This is a genomic window from Stutzerimonas kunmingensis (assembly GCF_014764705.1).
Classification (GTDB): Bacteria; Pseudomonadota; Gammaproteobacteria; order Pseudomonadales; family Pseudomonadaceae; genus Stutzerimonas.
Genome location: NZ_JACXXG010000005.1, coordinates 25,149 through 40,887 on the forward strand (window position 1 = coordinate 25,149; position 15,739 = coordinate 40,887).

Here is a 15,739-nt window from a genome sequence, read left to right on the forward strand (position 1 = left end):
ATCGCCCTGTGGTGCTATTCGAGATCGTTCCGCTCAGCCCCGAAACCTATCGCCAGCAGACCCGGCGCAGCACGCTGATCGTCGCCGCGACCTTTGCCGTCCTCGCCATGGGCTTGTCGACCCTTGCCGTGGCGCTGTTCGGTGAGCCCGGTGGCGACAACCTGCGGCTGAACATCATTGGTGTCGTGGCCGGACTGGCGCTGACGATCGGAATCGTCAGGTGGCTGTACTGGCAGCAGCCGTGGATGGCCGCAGCGGTGTACGGCTGGCAGCTCAAGCGCAGCCTGATGCGTGTGACCAACATGATGCACCAGGTCAAGGCAGGCGTAAGTGCGGGCGATCCGGATGCGATGAAGCTGCTGCGCTTCTATCACCTGGGGCTGACGCAGATGCATCGGCTCGATGGCAACTCCAGCGGCCTCAGCGATTCGGTTGCCGAGATTGATCGTCACCGCGAGGCGATGGAGGCGCGGAGCATGGATATCGACCAGCCACGACTGGAGTCGGGTTGGCTGGAACGAGTCGGACAGATCGAGGCGAAGCGCTGAAGCGAACGGCTTGAAGGACGATTGCGCCGTTCATGGCGCAGCGCATCAATGCACGTGGCGGCTACCGTCCGGGTGGTGGTGTACATCGGCTTCCGGTGCTGCTTCCGATTGTGCCGGCGCATGGCCGTCGTGTGCGCCCTGATGATGGTCTGCGCCTGCCGGCTGCTGATCGGCGGCAGGAGCGGGGTGCTGGCCGCTGTGATCGTGCATGTCCGATTCACCGCCACCGTGCTGGTGGCCGTCACTAGAGTCCACCAGCGTCTGGTATTCCAGCGGGGTGAGTGAGGGCAGTTGTTCGACGAAGGCGACCAGCGACCAGATGTAGCGGTCGTCCATGAACTTGCCCCACGCCGGCATGCCGGTGGACTTGAGTCCATGCTTGATGACCCAGAAAGTCGCGGCCGGGTCGTTGTCGCGGGAGTCCTCGGCAAGCGTTGGGGGCGCGGGGTAGAGGCCCTGGCTCAGTTCGGTCGGCTCTACGCCGGGCGCCAGGTGGCAACCGACGCACATGGCCGCGTAGTTGCCCGCCCCGGAACGAATCTGCTCCGCAGACCCCAGCGTCGGCACTTCGAGGTCGCGGGCGCGCACGGCCACGGCGCGTTCACGGGTGGTCTCCAGCACGGCGTGCAGTGGCGCGCTGTGCGGGGCGTCCGCGCCGACATCGATGATGCCGGAATACACCACCAGCGCGCCGCCGATTGCAACCAGCAGGGTGCTCAGTGCCAGTGTCGCCAGGACAGTCTTCATACGTGGGGCCTCAGAACCAGAAGCGAATACCGGCTACCAGCTTCGCCTCGCTGACGTCTTCGTCATCGGCACGCAGCAGGTCAGCGGTATTGCCGTAGGCACGGCCCCAGCTGACGCCGACATAAGGCGCGAACTGACGACTTATCTCGTAACGCAGGCGCAGACCGACACTGGCGTCGCTGAGACCGGAGCCGACGCCGCGCGCCTGGTCGTTGCGCCCGTGCAGGTTCAGCTCCGCGGTGGGCTGCAGTACCCAGCGCTGGGTCAGCAGGATGTCGTATTCAGCCTCCAGGCGCAGCGCGCTCTGGCCGCCCTCGCCAAGGAAAGCCGTGGCTTCGGTTTCCAGACCGAACAGTGGCATGCCCTGCACGCCAAAGGCGGCCCAGGTCTGTGGCGAACCAGGCTTGAAGTCCTGGCGCACGCCGGCGACGGTTTCCCACCAGGGGCCGATGGCGTGGCTCCAGAGCAGCTGCAGTTCGGCCTCCTCGGTGTGGCCATTGGTGCGCTCACCCTCGGAGCGGAAGGCGAGGCGGTCGATATCGCCGCCATACCAGCCGGAAAGGTCCCAGGCCAGCGTGCTGCCTTCATCGGCGTCCTGCCATTCCAGCTGATCGGCGAGGAACAGAAAATTGCTGCCGCCCTGATGCATAGAATGAGGCGGCAGGTCGGGAAATGCCGCGGCGCGGTCAGCATCGCTGATCGTAGGAATTGGCGTGCGCGGCTCCTGTCCGGTGCCGACGCCGGTGACCGGCGGGTGAGCCATTGAACTGTGATCCATGCTGCTGTGATCGCGATGATCCATGCCGCCTTGGTTCACAGGCTCATGGTTCATCTGGCTGTGACCCATCTGCCCAGGATCCATCTGGCTGTGGTCCGCTGGCGCAGCGTGCCCGGCGTGTCCGGAATGATCCATGGCCTGCTGCGCCTGGCTCGCCGTCGCAGCCAGTGCGAGGGCGATGGCGACCGGCAGTGTCTTAATGATCATGCGGCTTGCCTTGTTCGGCGCCCTTTGGCAGGTCGTTCTGCATCTTTCCGTTGCCCATGCTGCCGTGGTCCATGTGGTCGGAACCCATGTGCTGGTCGTGCATGTCCTGCATCTTGTCGTGGTCCATGCCCTGCATCATGTCGCCCTGCTTTTGTCCGGGCTTGGGCTGGCTGGCCTGCGGCGCGGCCTGTTCGGCTGGCGCGTTGGCGGGATGATGACCGTCCTGCTCGCTTTGCGCGTAGGCGGCGTTGAGGCTGAGAGCGGCGGCCAGGCCGAAGGCGAGCAGGGCGGTGCGCTTGATTGTTTTCATGGTTTTCTCCGTCATTCTTCTACGCGGACTTCGCGGAACATCCCGAGGTCCATGTGCATCAGCATGTGGCAGTGATAGGCCCAGCGCCCGAGGGCGTCGGCGGTGACGCGATAGCTGCGTTTCGAACCCGGTGGCATGTCGATGGTGTGCTTGCGCACCTGGAAATTGCCGTGTTCGTCCTCCAGATCGCTCCACAGCCCGTGCAGGTGGATGGGGTGGTGCATCATGGTGTCGTTGACCAGCACGAAGCGCACCCGCTCGCCGTATCTGAGGCGGATCGGCTCGGCGTCGGCGAAGGGGATGCCGTCGAACGACCAGGCGAAGCGCTCCATGTGTCCGGTCAGGTGCAGTTCGATGGTGCGCGTCGGCTCACGGCCGTCCGGATCGGCGAAGGTGCTGCGCAGGTCGGCGTAGGTCAGCACGCGCCGGCCGTTGTCGCGCAGGCCGATGCCGGGATCGTCCAGCTTGGACACCGGCATCATGGTCTGCATGTACACCAGCGGGTTGTCGGTTTCGCTTGCCGGATGCGTCTGCATGCCGCCGCCGGACGAGCCGTGGCCCATGGTCGCGTGGTCCATCTGGCCATTCATCTCATTCTGATTCATCGCGCCGTGATCCATGTCGCCATGCCCGGCGTGAGGATCGTCGCTCGGCGCAGGCGCAGCAGCCTGGCCGTGGGCGGCATGATCACCGTGGCCCATGTCCTCCATGCTCAGTTCTGGGCGCGGATCGGGCTCGGGCACCGACGCCTGCAAGCCATCGCGCACTGCCAGCGTGCCGCGGGCATAGCCGCTGCGGTCCATGGCTTGGGCGAACAGGGTATAGGCGTCCTGGCTGCCGTCCGGCTCGACGATCACGTCGAGGGTTTCCGCCACGGCCAGGCGCACTTCGTCCACCTGCACCGGTTCGACGTTCTGCCCGTCGGCGGCGACCACGGTGAGCTTGAGACCGGGGATGCGGAAGTCGAAATAACTCATCGCCGAGCCGTTGATCAGGCGCAGGCGGATGCGCTCGCCTGGCTGAAACAGGCCGGTCCAGTTGCCGTCCGGCGCCTGGCCGTTGAGCAGGTAGGTGTAGGTGGCACCGCTGATATCGGCCAGATCGGTCGGCGACATGTTCATCTTCGCCCAGGCCCAGCGCTTGCTGACGGTGTCACTCCAGCCGTTGTCGGCGACGTCATTGATGAAATCGCCAAGCGTGCGGCGGCCCCGGTTGTAGTAGTCCGAGCGCTTCTTCAGCTTGGCCAGCACCCGTGCCGGGCTTTCGTCGGTCCAGTCGGAAAGGAACACCACATAGTCGCGATCGTAGCTGAAAGGCTCCGGCTCCTTGGGATCGATGATCAGCGCGCCATAGACGCCCAGCTGTTCCTGAAAACCGGAGTGGCTGTGGTACCAGTAGGTGCCGCTCTGGACGACCTTGAAGCGGTATTCGTACATGCCATCCGGCGCGATGCCGGCGAAGCTGAAGCCGGTAAGCCGTCCATGTTGGCCGGCAGCAGGATGCCGTGCCAATGGATGGAAGTGTCGTGGGGTAGCCGGTTGCGCACGCGCAGGGTCACGGTGTCGCCCTCGCGCCAGCGCAACAATGGGCCGGGGATGCTGCCGTTGATGGCCATGGCAGTGCGGCGCTTGCCGGTGAAGTCCACGCTCATGGAATCAATGGTGAGGTCGAACTCGGTGCCGCTGAGCACCGTCGGCTGACCTGGGCTGGTCAGCGCCCAGACGGGCTGTTGCCACAGCCCGAGGCCAGCGACGGCGCCGCCGGCAGCCAGGCTTTTGACGAAGGTGCGCCGAGAACTGGTCAATTGCATGCGGGTCCTGTTCGGTCGATCGAATTGTTGGTTTGCCGCCGCGCAGGCGCGACGTTGCAACGCTTGTGACAAGCACCATAGCGCGGTGCATCTGTCAGCGACCTGAAGCGAAAATTACGATTTTGTCAGCTGGCAGCGTGGCCAGCCCCAATCGGGCTGGCCCTGCCGGAGATGCCGAACGGCATCGCCTGTCCTGATGGCAGCGCGGCTTAGCGAACCGGTTGCGCGCCGAGGTAGTCGCCGAGCACCAGATCGCGGCCCTTGGTGGTCAGGCCGATCACCTGGTACTGCTGGTGCGGCTGGCCATAATCCATGCCCGGCGAGCCCGCCGGCATGCCCGGTACGGCAACACCGGCGAGATCGTCGCGCTTCTTCAGCTCATGAATCGCCGCAACCGGAACGTGGCCTTCGACGAACTTGCCGTCAATCACACCGGTGTGGCATGAGCCCAGGCGAGGCGCGACACCCAGCTTCTGCTTGACCGCCGACATGTTGCTTTCGACGTGATCGCGCACCTCGAAACCGTTGGCCTCCAGGTACTTGATCCAGTCCTTGCAGCAGCCGCAGTTGGCATCGCGATGCACATCGATGACGTCCGCGGCGTGGGCCATGCCGGACATCAGCAGAGCGGCGAGTGCGGTGAGGTAGAGTTTCATGGGCTTCTCCAGAGCGATGTTCAGTTGCAGCCGCAACCGCATCCGGTTTTGCGGGGCGTCGGGGCAGGCGAGTCGGTGGTGACCTCGGCAGGGTAACCGGCTTCGTCGAGTGCGGCGATCAGCTCCGCGCTATCGGCCGTGCCGTCTATCCGGGCGACCCCGGCGGCCAGATCGACCTCGACGCGCTCGACACCCGCCAAGGGCTGTAGTGCCGCGGTTACATGCCGGACGCACGCGCCGCAGGTCATGCCGGATACCTTGAGTTGAATGCTGGTCATGGGATGGTCCTCGGTTAGCCAGTCTGGTAGCACTGGTTTGATGCTCAACCTTGACGCGATGGCAAGGTCAAGCCTCATTTTTCTGAGTACCACGCTAACCCCGGCGGCCTGACAAGAGGCTGATCGAAAGATTACTTTTTTGTCAGCTTCGTGGCGTCCCAGCTGCGGGCACTGCCACACTTGCGGCGTCGCCACCGAAGGAACTCGCCGCCATGAAATTGCTGGTCGCTGAAGACGAACCGAAAACCGGCATGTACCTGCAGCAGGGGCTGAGCGAGGCCGGCTTCACCGTCGACCGTGTTACCAGCGGAACCGACGCGCTGCAGCATGTGCTGAGTACGCCCTATGACCTGCTGATTCTCGACGTGATGATGCCGGGCCTGGATGGCTGGGAAGTGTTGCGCCTGGTGCGGGCGTCGGGCAACGAGGTGCCGGTGCTGTTTCTGACCGCGCGCGATCGCGTCGAGGATCGAGTCAAGGGGCTGGAGCTGGGCGCCGACGATTATCTGGTCAAGCCGTTCGCTTTCTCCGAGCTGCTGGCGCGCGTGCGCACCCTGCTGCGACGAGGCAACGCGGCGGCCTTGCAGACCCAGTTGAAGATCGCCGATCTGGAGGTCGATCTGCTCAAGCGCCGCGCGGTGCGGGCCGGCCAGCGTATTGACCTGACTGCCAAGGAATTCACCCTGCTGGAACTGCTGTTGCGTCGGCGCGGCGAGGTGCTGCCCAAGTCGCTGATCGCTTCGCAGGTGTGGGACATGAATTTCGACAGTGACACCAACGTCATCGAGGTGGCGATCCGTCGCTTGCGTGTGAAGATCGACGATGGCTTCGAGCCCAAGCTGATCCACACCGCACGGGGCATGGGTTACATGCTCGACGAGCCGGACGCGCCATGAAGCGGCTGTCGCTGACCGCGCGGCTGAGCCTGATGTTCATGCTGGCGGTGACCGGCGTGTTGGCCGCCGCCGGTTACTTCTTCAGCCAGCTCAGCGAGCATCACTTCGACGAACTGGACCGCCATACGCTGCACGAAAAGCTCGAGGCAAGCCGACGCCTGCTGGGGGAGCTGGACGACCTGCAGAACTTCGAGCGCGTTCGCCCACAGCTGCAGGTGCTGCTCGGTGGGCACAGCGAGATGCGCGGTTTCATTTTCGATGAACGCGGTGCACAGCTGTTTCCTCAGCCGGGCGTTGATGAAGCGGAGCCGCCGCTGCTCGATCTGATCGGCCGGGAGGCGGGGGAACTGACGCTGGACGGGCGCGTCTGGCGTGGCGAGGCCGGGCATGTCGAGATCGGCGCACAGCGGCTGACCTTGCTAATCCTGCTCGATGTCACCGCACACAAGGCCTTCTTTCACACCTTCAGCGGCTGGCTGTGGGCGGCACTGGTGCTTTGTGCGCTGCTCAGCGGGTTGCTCGGCTGGCTGCTGGTGCGCAGCGGCTTGCGATCCTTGCGCGAGGTGACCCAGGTGGCCGCCTCCGTCTCGGCCAAGTCGCTGCGCGAGCGCATCCCCGACGAGTCGACGCCGGCGGAACTGCAACAGCTGGTGCAGGCCTTCAACGCCATGCTGGCGCGACTGGAGGACGCCTTCGTGCGGTTGTCGAACTTCTCCGCCGACATCGCCCACGAGCTGCGCACACCGCTGAGCAACCTGATGACTCACACCGAGGTGGCGCTGACCCGCGCGCGCACGCTGGATCAGTACCAGGACAACCTGCATTCGAATCTGGAGGAGCTGCAGCGCATGTCGCGGATGATCGACGACATGTTGTTCCTCGCCAAGGCGGACAACGGGCTGATCGTGCCGGACGCCAAGCCCGTCGCGCTGGAGGCGTTGTGCGCGCAGCTGCTGGACTATTACCAGCTCTCGGCGGACGAGCGCGGGGTGCGTTTCGAGCTTTTCGGTGCCGGCACCATTCAGGGCGATCTGTTGATGCTGCGCCGGGCGCTGTCGAACCTGCTGTCCAATGCGCTGCGTTACACGCCCGACGGCGAGCGGATCCGGGTGACCATCGAGCGAGGCGCCGGTCACGTGACGCTTGAGGTGAGCAATCCCGGCGCGACCATCGCGCCCGAGCATCTGGAGCGACTGTTCGACCGCTTCTACCGGGTCGACCCGGCGCGCCGCGAAGGCAGCCCGAGCAATGCCGGCCTGGGCCTGGCGATCACCCGTTCGATCGTTCAGGCCCATCAGGGCCGAATCCACTGCAGCTCCGCGCAGGGCTGGACGACCTTCTGCCTGGAGTTCCCTGGCTAAGCGCGTGCTCAGCGCTGCAGCGGTACCGTCAGTGATACGCGCAGGCCGCCGGCCTGGCTGTCGAAGGTGAGGGTGCAGTCGCAGCGTTGCGCGATCGCCTGGACAATGGCCAGGCCCAGGCCGCTGCCACTGCTGGCGGCGTGTCGCCAGAAGCGGCGGGTCAGGTGCTCGAGATGCTCGCCGGCGATGCCCGGGCCCTGGTCGCGTACTTCGAAGCGTACTCGCTCGGCTTCAGGCTGCAGGGTCAGCGTGACGGCGCTGCCCGGCGCGGTGTGGCGCTGGGCATTTTCCAGCAGGTTGCGCAGCGCGGCGATGGCCAGCACCGGCGGCATGGCGAGTGGCACATCCGACAGTTCCGCTGGAATCTGCAGGGCAATCGGCGCGCCGTCACCGCCACCGGCGTCCTGAATCGCCAGCCGCGCGACCTCGGCAGCCGAGCATTGCAGGCCATCGTCGAAATCCAGACTGCCTTCCACCCGGGCCAGCAACAGCAGCTGTTCCAGCGTGCGTTGCAATCGGTCGGCACCGGCCTCGGCGTTGGCCAAGGCTTGTTCGGCGGCGGCGCCTTCGGTCATGCGTGCTACCTGCAGGTGGGTCTTGATCGCCGTCAGCGGGCTGCGCAGTTCGTGGGCGGCGTCGCCTGTCAGCCGGCGTTCGCGTTCGATGGCCTGGGCGATGCGCTGGAACAGCTGGTTCTGCGTCTGCACCAGCGGCAGCAGCTCCGGCGGCAGGCCTTCGACCGGCAAGGGTTCGAGGGAGTCGGCGCTGCGTCGGGTCAGTGCCTCGCGAATCCGCCGCAGGGGCGCCAGCCCACGGCCGAGGCCAAGCCAGAGCAGGCCCAGGCTGCCGAGCAGAGCGACCGCCACGGGCAGCGCCGCCGCCAGCAACACCGAGCGCTTCAGTGCGGCACGTTCATCCAGGCGGTCGGCCGTGGTGATGCGCAGCTCGCCTTGCACCAGAGTGAAACTGCGCCAGGGCACGCCGTCGATCAGCTGGTCGCGAAAGCCGTTCTGCTCGGCGTCCAGTTGCTGATCGGGTGCGCTGTGGCTGCGCGCCAGCACCTCGCCACGCAGCGAGCTGACCTGGCAGGCCAGGCCATTGGGGATGCCCAGTTGTTCGGCGCTCAAACGCTGCGGCGGGCCGTCGCCGGGCACCGGCTGCGGCAACTGCACCAGCAGACCGGCGACCATGCGCGCCGAGGCCGCCAGGCGCTGGTCGAGCGAGAGCATCATCTGGCCGCGCAGATCGACCAGCATCCAGGTCGCGGCTAGCGCCCAGAGCAGCACGAAGGCCGAGCCGAGCATCAGGGTCAGGCGTAGACGCAGGCTCATGGCGCGTCCTCGTCGCCGGCCGGGCCGAGACGGTAGCCCAGGCCGCGCACGGTCTCGACGATGCCGTTGCCGAGCTTGCGGCGCAGATGGTGAATGTGCACGTTGAGCGCGTTGCTCTCGACGTCGTCGGCAAAACCGTAGATTGCGTCCTTGAGCTGCTCGCTGCTGAGCACCCGGCCCTGGTTGTTGAGCAGCGCCTGCAGCAGTGCCTGTTCGCGGCGCGACAGGTCGACGAGGCGGCCGTCCAGGCGTGCTTCGCAGCGGCTCGGGTCGTAGCTCAACCGGCCATGTTCGATGAGGTTGACGCTGCGGCCGGACATGCGCCGCATCAGCGTGTGCAGGCGCGCGGCCAGCTCGCGCAGGTCGAACGGCTTGAGCAGGTAGTCGTCGGCACCCGCCTGCAGGCCGGTGACCCGGTCGCTGACCGCATCGCGTGCGGTGAGCACCAGCACCGGTAGTTCCAGGCCCTGTTGGCGCAGGCGTCGCAGCAGGACGATGCCGTCTTCGTCGGGCAGGCCGAGGTCGAGGATCAGCACATCGAAGTGCGCCGTACGCAGCAGGGCTTCGGCATCCGCCGCAGTCGCGGCGTGGTCGACGATCAGGCCCTGGGCATTGAGCCCGGCGACGATACCGCTGGCGATCAGCGCGTCGTCTTCGGCAAGCAGCACGTGCATGGGAGGGTCCGCAGAAGAAGCTCAAGGATGGACCTTAGCGATTAAGGCAACGTTATGCAGCCGTGCGCTGGCGTTAGCAGGCCGTTGAAAAACTACCTGCGTTGCCATCGCAGCGTTAAAAACAGGCTCAAAATGCTCATTTACCGTTCGTAAACTGCGCTTTTTCGCCTGTTTTGCCTCGCGCTGGCGGCCTCGCCTACGTTTTTCAACGGCCTGTTAATGGCGCGTTAATCCCGTCGCGGCATGCTGCGCGGCAGTCATTTCTCGGCCAGGACTCTCATGCGCATATTGGTTCTTCTGCTGTTTCTGTTGGCGCCCGGATTGGCGCTGCCGGCCGGTGGGCTGTTTGGCGGCGGCTCGCAGGATGATTTTCTGCCGGTGGAAGAGGCGTTCGCGCTGACGGTCAGCCCGCAGGAGAACGGCGCGACGCTGCTGTACTGGCGGATCGCACCGGGCTATTACCTCTATCAGCAGCGCCTGCAGTTCGACGGCCTGCCGCCGGAGCGCCAACCGCAGCTGCCCGAGGGCGAGCCCTACAGCGACGAGTTCTTCGGCGACTCGCAGATCTACCGCGACAGCCTCGAACTGCTGATCCCGCCGGGCGCGGAGAACAGTGTGCGTCTCGGCTGGCAGGGCTGCGCCGATGCCGGGCTCTGCTATCCGCCGCAGACCCGCGAGGTGTCGTTGACTGGCAACGGCACGGCGGCAGCACCTGGGCTGGCTGAGGATCAGGCGCTGGTCAGCGGCCTCGAAAGTCAGGCACTGGCCTGGAGCCTGCTGGTCTTCTTCGGCCTCGGCTTGCTGCTGGCCTTCACCCCCTGTTCGCTGCCGATGCTGCCGATCCTGGCGGGCATCGTGGTCGGCAGCGGTGCCACCTCGCGCCGTGGTTTTGCCCTGGCGTCGGCGTACGTGGTCAGCATGGCGCTGGTCTACGCCGGGCTCGGTGTACTGGCGGCGCTGCTCGGCGCCAACCTGCAGGCGGCGCTGCAGCAGCCCTGGCTGCTCACCAGTTTCGCCGTGCTGTTCGTGTTGCTGGCGCTGCCGATGTTCGGTTTGTTCGAGCTGCAGTTGCCGGTGGCGCTGCGTGATCGCCTGCAGCGTGCCGGTGATCGCCAGCGTGGTGGCAGTCTCGCCGGTGCTGGCGCGCTGGGTGTGCTCTCCGGACTGCTGGTCGGCCCCTGCATGACCGCACCTCTGGCCGCCGCGCTGCTGTTCATCGCACAGAGCGGCAGTGCGCTGCAGGGTGGCTTGGTGCTGTTCGCACTGGGCCTCGGCATCGGCACGCCGTTGTTGTTGCTGGTGACGGTCGGCCGGCGTTTTCTGCCCAAGCCGGGCGCCTGGATGGACCGGGTCAAGGTGGTATTCGGCTTTCTCTTCCTGGCGGCCGCGCTGTTCGTTGCGCGTCCGTTGCTGGCCGACTGGCTATGGCTGGGCCTGTGGGGGGCGCTGCTGGTGGTGCTCGCCACCGCATTGCTGAATGTGGCGCAGGTAGTGCAACGTCAGCGCGTGCTCTGCCAGGCCAGCGGCATTCTGCTGGGCCTGTGGGGCGCAGCGATGCTGCTCGGTGCCGCCGGCGGTGCGGACGATCCACGCCGGCCGCTGGCGATCTATGCCGGCGGTGGGGCGGGTGCCATCTCCGCCGACGCTCACGCGCTCGGTTTCAGCGATCCGTCCGTGCTGGATCGTGAGCTGGCAGCGGCTAAAGCACAGGGCCAGTGGGTGCTGATCGATTACTACGCCGACTGGTGCGTCTCCTGTAAGGTCATGGAGAAGGAGGTCTTCGGCAATGCCGAGGTGCAGGCGAGCCTGGACGGCGTGCGCGTGCTGCGCCCCGACGTGACCCGCAGCGACGCCGCCAGCCGCGAATTGCTGGACCGTTACCAGGTGCTCGGCCCGCCGACGCTGCTGTGGATCGGCCCGGATGGCGTCGAGCGCCGCGAACGCCGTATCACCGGTGAGGTCGGTGCCGGGGACTTTCTGCAGAACTGGAACCAGACCCGGGAGCGAGGTTGATGCTGACTGTGAATATCGGGCCGCTGGCCCTGGCGGTGCCCCATGTATTGCTGCTGGGCAGCCTGCTGCTGGCGACCCTGACCGGCTGGTGGGTCGGCCGCCGCAGCGAGCGCAACCCGGAGCGGCAGCTGTTTCGCCTGCTGCTGGTGGCGCTGTTCGTGGCTCGCCTGGCCTTTGTCACGCTGTACTGGGCGTACTACCGGGATGACTGGCTAAGCGTCATCGATATCCGTGACGGTGGCTTCATCGCCTGGCCCGGGCTGGTCGCTGCGCTGGCGTTGGGCATCTGGTGGGGCTGGCGCGACCGCGAACTGCGCAAGCCGCTGGGTATCGCGCTGACGGTGGGAATCCTCAGCTGGGGCTTCAGTAACCTGGCCTGGCATTCCTTCGAGCAGGGCACGCGGCTGCCGGAAATGGCCCTGCGCGACAACCAGGGGCGTCCGGTGGCGCTGGAGGATTATTCAGGTCAGCCACTGGTCATCAATCTCTGGGCGACCTGGTGCCCGCCGTGCCGGCGCGAGATGCCGGTACTCGCCGACGCCCAGGCACGGGAAAGCGACACCCTGTTTCTGTTCGTCAATCAGGGCGAGGGGGAGGGGGAGATCAACCGCTTCCTGGAAACCGCAGGGCTGAGTCTCGATAACGTCCTGCTCGACAGTGGCGGGCGCCTCGGTCAGCACGTGGGCTCCACGGCGCTGCCGACCACGCTGTTCTACAACGCCGATGGCCGCCAGGTCAGCAGCCATCTTGGTGAACTCTCGCACGCCAGCCTGGCGCGCGCGCTGGAAAAACTGAAAGAGGAAGCTGCGCAGTGATTCGATTCAAGCCGTTACCCTACCTGCTGGCCGGCGTCAGCCTGCTGGCCCTGCCCATGGCGCAGGCCGAGGAATTGCCGGAGGCGATCAAGGCCGTCGAGGCGCGTGGCGCCGAGGTCGTCGGCCGTTTCGAGGCACCCGGCGGGCTCAAGGGCTATGCCGCGCGTTACAACGGGCAGGGCATGGCGCTGTATCTCACCCCGGATGGCGAGCACGTGCTGATCGGTAGCCTGCTCGATGCAAAAGGCGAGGACCTGACCCGCGCGCACCTGGAGAAGCTGGTCTACGAACCGCTGGGCAAGGAAATGTGGACGCGCATGGAGAACAGCACCTGGATCGCCGACGGCAAGGCCGACGCACCGCGCATCATCTACATGTTCAGCGACCCTAACTGTCCGTACTGCAACATGTTCTGGAAGCAGGCCCGGCCCTGGGTCGAGTCCGGCAAGGTGCAGTTGCGGCACATCATGGTCGGCATGCTGCGCGCCGACAGCGCCGGCAAATCCGCCGCGCTGCTCAGCGCCAAGGATCCTCAGGCAGCGCTCAACGAGCACGAGGCGGCCGGCAAGGCGAGCAAGCTGAAGGCGCTGGATAAGATCCCGGCAGCACTGGAAAAACAGCTCACCAACAACCTGATGCTGATGAGCGAACTGGGTGCCCAGGCGACTCCGGCGATCTTCTATCTCGACGACAACGACCGTCTGCAGCAGCACCAGGGTGCACCGCAGCCGGATGCGCTGGCGCAGATCATGGGGCCACGCTGAAGGATTGCTGTGGGAAGGCTGGTCGCTGAGCTGTTTCGCGGCACATCCGCTTCAGAACGGGGCGGCGTTTCACTGCGAAGCGACTATCCGCTGTAGACATCATTGGGTGGGGCGCCATCAGAACAGATGGCGTGGCAGCCAGACGATCATCACCGCGCAGAAGACGCTGAGACCGATGCAGAACCACAGGAAGCGCCGCTGCCGGCGCTCCGGGGCGCTGTCGGCGTGTTCCGGCAGCGGCATGCCGCAGTTGCTGCATTCGGCTTGCTTCGGCGGGTTGTCCTGTTGGCAGTACAGGCATCTGGGCATGGCGGCGCTCCTCTCGGTCGGTAAAGCCTGACACGGCGGAAAAATCGCAGGCTTTGACGACGATCAACTCACTCGAACTGCTCGAGCCGCTGGCGATCGAGGATCGCGATCTGCCGGCCTTCCTGGGTGATGATGCTCTCGTCGATCAGTCGCCGAATGATCCGCGAAAACGTCTCTGGCTGGATCGACAGGTGCCCGGCCACCAGCTGCTTGGCCATCGGTAGCTCGAAGCTGTTGCTGCCGTCCTTCACTCGCGCCAGTTGCGTCAGCAGATAGCGCACCACGCGGTGGGTGGCGTTCTTCAGCGACAGCGTTTCGATTTCGTTGATGCGCTGGTGCAGGCGTACGCAGAGCTTGCCGAGCAGGGCGAAGGTGAGGCGCTGGTTGGCTTCCAGCAGGCGCATGTAGGCCGCGTTGGAGAACCGGTAGACCTGCGACGGGCAGACCGCCTGGGCCGAGGCCACGTAGTTGGGCGTGTCCATCAGCATCATGGCTTCGGCAAAGGTCTGGCGGTTGCCGATGACCTCGAAGACCTTCTCCTGGCCGTCGGGCGTCAGGCGGTAGACCTTAACCGCACCGGAGATGACGAAGTAGAAGTTGTGTGCCGGCTCGCCCTGGTGGAACAGGTTGTCACCCTTGTCGAGGTTGAGCAGTTGGCTGGCATTGAGCAGTTCTTCCATCTGCTCTTCATTCAGCGGTTCGAACAGGTGGTGGCTGCGGAGAATCTGGTGGTGTACGCGGTGAAGCACCATGCAAGGCGTCCTGTTTCAATTGAACAACAACAAACGTCGGCCTTCAGCCTAGCGCATGTGATGGGCGATGACGCAGGTTAGAAGTTGATGACGGTTATGATCTGGCCATATGCGGCTCGGTACCGCGTCGGCGATCAGTGCAGATGCGCGACGAATCCTTCACGCCATATCGGCTCGGCAAACAGCTGCGGATAACGTTCCAGTGCGTCGAAAATGCGCTGCAGGCCCTGTTCACGCTGCTCGGCATCGGACAGCGCCTCGGCGCCCTTGAGCAGGTCGATCAACAGGCCATGCAGCGCGTTGTCAGCGGCTTCCGGCAACTTGCAGTTGGCAATGAGATAGCTGGTCGCCGCTTCGATGTCGCGTTGCAGCGCGGCCGCCGACTCGTCACTGACCGGCTGGCCGGGGGCACTTGGCATGCTGCGTTGTACGGCTTCGTGGATACGGGTCATGCCTTCGCGCAGAGCGGCGTCGGTGGCCCAGCGCTCGCCTGGCGTAGCTTGGGCGGCGACGGGCGTTGGGTGGCTGTGATCGTGTGCAGTGGCCGCCTGCGCCGTGCCGACGGCCATGCTCAGGGCGAAGCTGCTGGCCAGGGCGACGACCGAGGCCATTGCCACGCCCCAGGCGATAGGTTGCAGATACTGTTTCATGACTGAGCCACCTCGATACGTTGTACGCCTTCGTCGCTCGCTGTCAGCGCGGTCATTTCCGCGTTACGGAACAGCACGTTGTTCTCCAGGTGGATGTGCTGCATCAGGTCGCTGCGCATCTCCTCCAGCCCGCGATACAACGCGCGCCAGGTATTGCATGCGTTGGCCGGCGGGGTGATGTCGTTGGTCAGCGCCGCCAGCTGCTCCAGCGCATTGCCGTGCTCCTGATGCTCGTAGCGCATTACCGAGATCGGCCCCTGCGCCTGCGGGAAGCGCATGCCGCGCTGCAGCATCGGGAAGAGAATCTGTTCCTCCTTCAGCATGTGGCTTTCCAGCTCCTGCTGCATATGCCACAGGTGTTCGGCGAGACCGTTGGGGCATTCGGGGCGGCTGCCATGGACCTGCTCGACCCGGCTGGCCAGGCGAATCAGCTCCGGGAACTGATCGCGATGCCGCTCATGAAAGCGCGCCAGGATGTATTCGATCAGCTGGCCAGCGGGCTCGGCGCGCCAGTCTTTCTCGGATTCTTCCGGCTCGAGGGCGAGCAGGGCGCCGGCGATGATGTGCGGATCGACATCGATTCGCGCCGCGGCCTCGCGCAGCGGCAGGTCGCCACCGCAGCAGAAGTCCAGACGGAACTGGCGGAATACCCGGGTGGCACCCGGCACCGAACATGCGAGATTGCCGAGGGTCTGGTCGATTAGGTCGGTGGTCATGGCAGTGGTCCTGATGGATATGACCAGTCCATCGCAACAGCCGTGCCAGGCGCCGACACCGCGGAAACTGGCGACTACGACACGCTGCTGGTGGAAATTACCCGAAGCGGTTATGGTTCGAAAA

The 15,739-nt window shown here is 65.4% G+C and carries 17 protein-coding genes and 1 pseudogene; 6 read left to right on the plus strand and 12 right to left on the minus strand.

The annotated features are described in order from the left end of the window. The first annotated feature begins 8 nt into the window (after positions 1-8). Positions 9-548 (plus strand): DUF3087 domain-containing protein, encoded by a 540-nt coding sequence (locus tag IEG05_RS06230; protein ID WP_046618708.1) that lies wholly within the window; start codon positions 9-11, stop codon positions 546-548. 45 nt (positions 549-593) lie between these two features. Here IEG05_RS06230 and IEG05_RS06235 read toward each other — a convergent pair whose 3' ends face one another. From IEG05_RS06235 to IEG05_RS06260, 6 genes and pseudogenes are all read right to left on the minus strand, one after another. After that, positions 594-1,295, minus strand: coding sequence for a c-type cytochrome (locus IEG05_RS06235; protein WP_046618707.1), 702 nt, complete (start codon positions 1,293-1,295; stop codon positions 594-596). Positions 1,296-1,305: 10 nt separating this feature from the next. Continuing rightward, a complete protein-coding gene (locus IEG05_RS06240; RefSeq protein ID WP_046618703.1) occupies positions 1,306-2,280 on the minus strand; it encodes a copper resistance protein B in 975 nt (324 codons plus the stop codon). Next, the gene (locus IEG05_RS06245) at positions 2,270-2,590 is read right to left on the minus strand and encodes a hypothetical protein (protein ID WP_044314887.1); all 321 of its coding nucleotides are present in this window, start codon (positions 2,588-2,590) and stop codon (positions 2,270-2,272) included. The genes IEG05_RS06240 and IEG05_RS06245 overlap by 11 nt, the downstream gene beginning before the upstream one ends. Positions 2,591-2,601: 11 nt before the next feature. Then, positions 2,602-4,400: pseudogene (locus tag IEG05_RS06250) on the minus strand (copper resistance system multicopper oxidase). 209 nt (positions 4,401-4,609) lie between these two features. Next, positions 4,610-5,056 (minus strand): DUF411 domain-containing protein, encoded by a 447-nt coding sequence (locus IEG05_RS06255; protein ID WP_044315681.1) that lies wholly within the window; start codon positions 5,054-5,056, stop codon positions 4,610-4,612. Positions 5,057-5,076: 20 nt separating this feature from the next. Then, complete coding sequence (locus tag IEG05_RS06260) at positions 5,077-5,334, minus strand: heavy-metal-associated domain-containing protein (RefSeq protein ID WP_044315680.1); 258 nt, start codon at positions 5,332-5,334, stop codon at positions 5,077-5,079. 212 nt (positions 5,335-5,546) lie between these two features. On the opposite strand from IEG05_RS06260, the gene IEG05_RS06265 reads away from it, so the two are divergent. After that, a complete protein-coding gene (locus tag IEG05_RS06265) occupies positions 5,547-6,230 on the plus strand; it encodes a heavy metal response regulator transcription factor (protein ID WP_046618700.1) in 684 nt (227 codons plus the stop codon). Then, positions 6,227-7,591 carry a heavy metal sensor histidine kinase gene (locus IEG05_RS06270; RefSeq protein ID WP_046618699.1) on the plus strand — a complete coding sequence of 455 codons (1,365 nt, stop codon included), beginning with the start codon at positions 6,227-6,229 and terminating at the stop codon, positions 7,589-7,591. Before IEG05_RS06265 ends, IEG05_RS06270 begins: the two co-directional genes overlap by 4 nt. Before the next feature lie 8 nt (positions 7,592-7,599). Here the strand turns inward: IEG05_RS06270 and IEG05_RS06275 are convergent, their stop codons facing one another. Both IEG05_RS06275 and IEG05_RS06280 read right to left on the minus strand, forming a co-directional pair. After that, positions 7,600-8,922: a sensor histidine kinase gene (locus IEG05_RS06275; RefSeq protein ID WP_046618697.1), complete on the minus strand. Its 1,323-nt coding sequence runs from the start codon at positions 8,920-8,922 to the stop codon at positions 7,600-7,602. Beyond that, complete coding sequence (locus IEG05_RS06280) at positions 8,919-9,596, minus strand: response regulator (protein WP_046618695.1); 678 nt, start codon at positions 9,594-9,596, stop codon at positions 8,919-8,921. Before IEG05_RS06280 ends, IEG05_RS06275 begins: the two co-directional genes overlap by 4 nt. A gap of 279 nt (positions 9,597-9,875) precedes the next feature. Between IEG05_RS06280 and dsbD the strand changes: the two genes are divergently transcribed. The 3 genes from dsbD to dsbG are packed head-to-tail and all read left to right on the plus strand — an operon-like array spanning position 9,876 to position 13,188. Next, entirely contained in the window at positions 9,876-11,609 is a 1,734-nt protein-coding gene (gene dsbD / locus IEG05_RS06285) for a protein-disulfide reductase DsbD (RefSeq protein ID WP_046618693.1), read from the plus strand. Continuing rightward, the gene (locus IEG05_RS06290) at positions 11,609-12,424 is read left to right on the plus strand and encodes a TlpA disulfide reductase family protein (protein WP_046618681.1); all 816 of its coding nucleotides are present in this window, start codon (positions 11,609-11,611) and stop codon (positions 12,422-12,424) included. Before dsbD ends, IEG05_RS06290 begins: the two co-directional genes overlap by 1 nt. Next, the gene (gene dsbG, locus IEG05_RS06295; protein ID WP_046618680.1) at positions 12,421-13,188 is read left to right on the plus strand and encodes a thiol:disulfide interchange protein DsbG; all 768 of its coding nucleotides are present in this window, start codon (positions 12,421-12,423) and stop codon (positions 13,186-13,188) included. Before IEG05_RS06290 ends, dsbG begins: the two co-directional genes overlap by 4 nt. A 117-nt stretch (positions 13,189-13,305) precedes the next feature. Here the strand turns inward: dsbG and IEG05_RS06300 are convergent, their stop codons facing one another. The 4 genes from IEG05_RS06300 to ytfE form a co-directional block, all read right to left on the minus strand. Then, complete coding sequence (locus IEG05_RS06300) at positions 13,306-13,497, minus strand: hypothetical protein (protein WP_023446761.1); 192 nt, start codon at positions 13,495-13,497, stop codon at positions 13,306-13,308. A 68-nt stretch (positions 13,498-13,565) separates the two neighbouring features. Beyond that, positions 13,566-14,249 carry a Crp/Fnr family transcriptional regulator gene (locus tag IEG05_RS06305; protein WP_003299699.1) on the minus strand — a complete coding sequence of 228 codons (684 nt, stop codon included), beginning with the start codon at positions 14,247-14,249 and terminating at the stop codon, positions 13,566-13,568. A 134-nt stretch (positions 14,250-14,383) separates the two neighbouring features. After that, positions 14,384-14,899 carry a hypothetical protein gene (locus IEG05_RS06310; RefSeq protein WP_046618679.1) on the minus strand — a complete coding sequence of 172 codons (516 nt, stop codon included), beginning with the start codon at positions 14,897-14,899 and terminating at the stop codon, positions 14,384-14,386. Further along, positions 14,896-15,615, minus strand: coding sequence for an iron-sulfur cluster repair protein YtfE (gene ytfE / locus IEG05_RS06315; protein ID WP_046618691.1), 720 nt, complete (start codon positions 15,613-15,615; stop codon positions 14,896-14,898). Before ytfE ends, IEG05_RS06310 begins: the two co-directional genes overlap by 4 nt. Positions 15,616-15,739 lie beyond the last annotated feature (124 nt).

Excerpts from the sequence above, each read along its gene's own strand:
- IEG05_RS06305 (WP_003299699.1), bottom strand. The coding sequence starts at position 14,249 with ATGGTGCTTCACCGCGTACACCACCAGATTCTCCGCAGCCACCACCTG.
- IEG05_RS06255 (WP_044315681.1), bottom strand. The coding sequence starts at position 5,056 with ATGAAACTCTACCTCACCGCACTCGCCGCTCTGCTGATGTCCGGCATG.
- IEG05_RS06235 (WP_046618707.1), bottom strand. The coding sequence starts at position 1,295 with ATGAAGACTGTCCTGGCGACACTGGCACTGAGCACCCTGCTGGTTGCA.
- IEG05_RS06280 (WP_046618695.1), bottom strand. The coding sequence starts at position 9,596 with ATGCACGTGCTGCTTGCCGAAGACGACGCGCTGATCGCCAGCGGTATC.
- IEG05_RS06310 (WP_046618679.1), bottom strand. The coding sequence starts at position 14,899 with ATGAAACAGTATCTGCAACCTATCGCCTGGGGCGTGGCAATGGCCTCG.
- IEG05_RS06300 (WP_023446761.1), bottom strand. The coding sequence starts at position 13,497 with ATGCCCAGATGCCTGTACTGCCAACAGGACAACCCGCCGAAGCAAGCC.
- IEG05_RS06260 (WP_044315680.1), bottom strand. The coding sequence starts at position 5,334 with ATGACCAGCATTCAACTCAAGGTATCCGGCATGACCTGCGGCGCGTGC.
- dsbD (WP_046618693.1), top strand. The coding sequence starts at position 9,876 with ATGCGCATATTGGTTCTTCTGCTGTTTCTGTTGGCGCCCGGATTGGCG.
- IEG05_RS06245 (WP_044314887.1), bottom strand. The coding sequence starts at position 2,590 with ATGAAAACAATCAAGCGCACCGCCCTGCTCGCCTTCGGCCTGGCCGCC.
- IEG05_RS06240 (WP_046618703.1), bottom strand. The coding sequence starts at position 2,280 with ATGATCATTAAGACACTGCCGGTCGCCATCGCCCTCGCACTGGCTGCG.
- IEG05_RS06275 (WP_046618697.1), bottom strand. The coding sequence starts at position 8,922 with ATGAGCCTGCGTCTACGCCTGACCCTGATGCTCGGCTCGGCCTTCGTG.
- IEG05_RS06290 (WP_046618681.1), top strand. The coding sequence starts at position 11,609 with ATGCTGACTGTGAATATCGGGCCGCTGGCCCTGGCGGTGCCCCATGTA.
- IEG05_RS06270 (WP_046618699.1), top strand. The coding sequence starts at position 6,227 with ATGAAGCGGCTGTCGCTGACCGCGCGGCTGAGCCTGATGTTCATGCTG.
- IEG05_RS06265 (WP_046618700.1), top strand. The coding sequence starts at position 5,547 with ATGAAATTGCTGGTCGCTGAAGACGAACCGAAAACCGGCATGTACCTG.
- ytfE (WP_046618691.1), bottom strand. The coding sequence starts at position 15,615 with ATGACCACCGACCTAATCGACCAGACCCTCGGCAATCTCGCATGTTCG.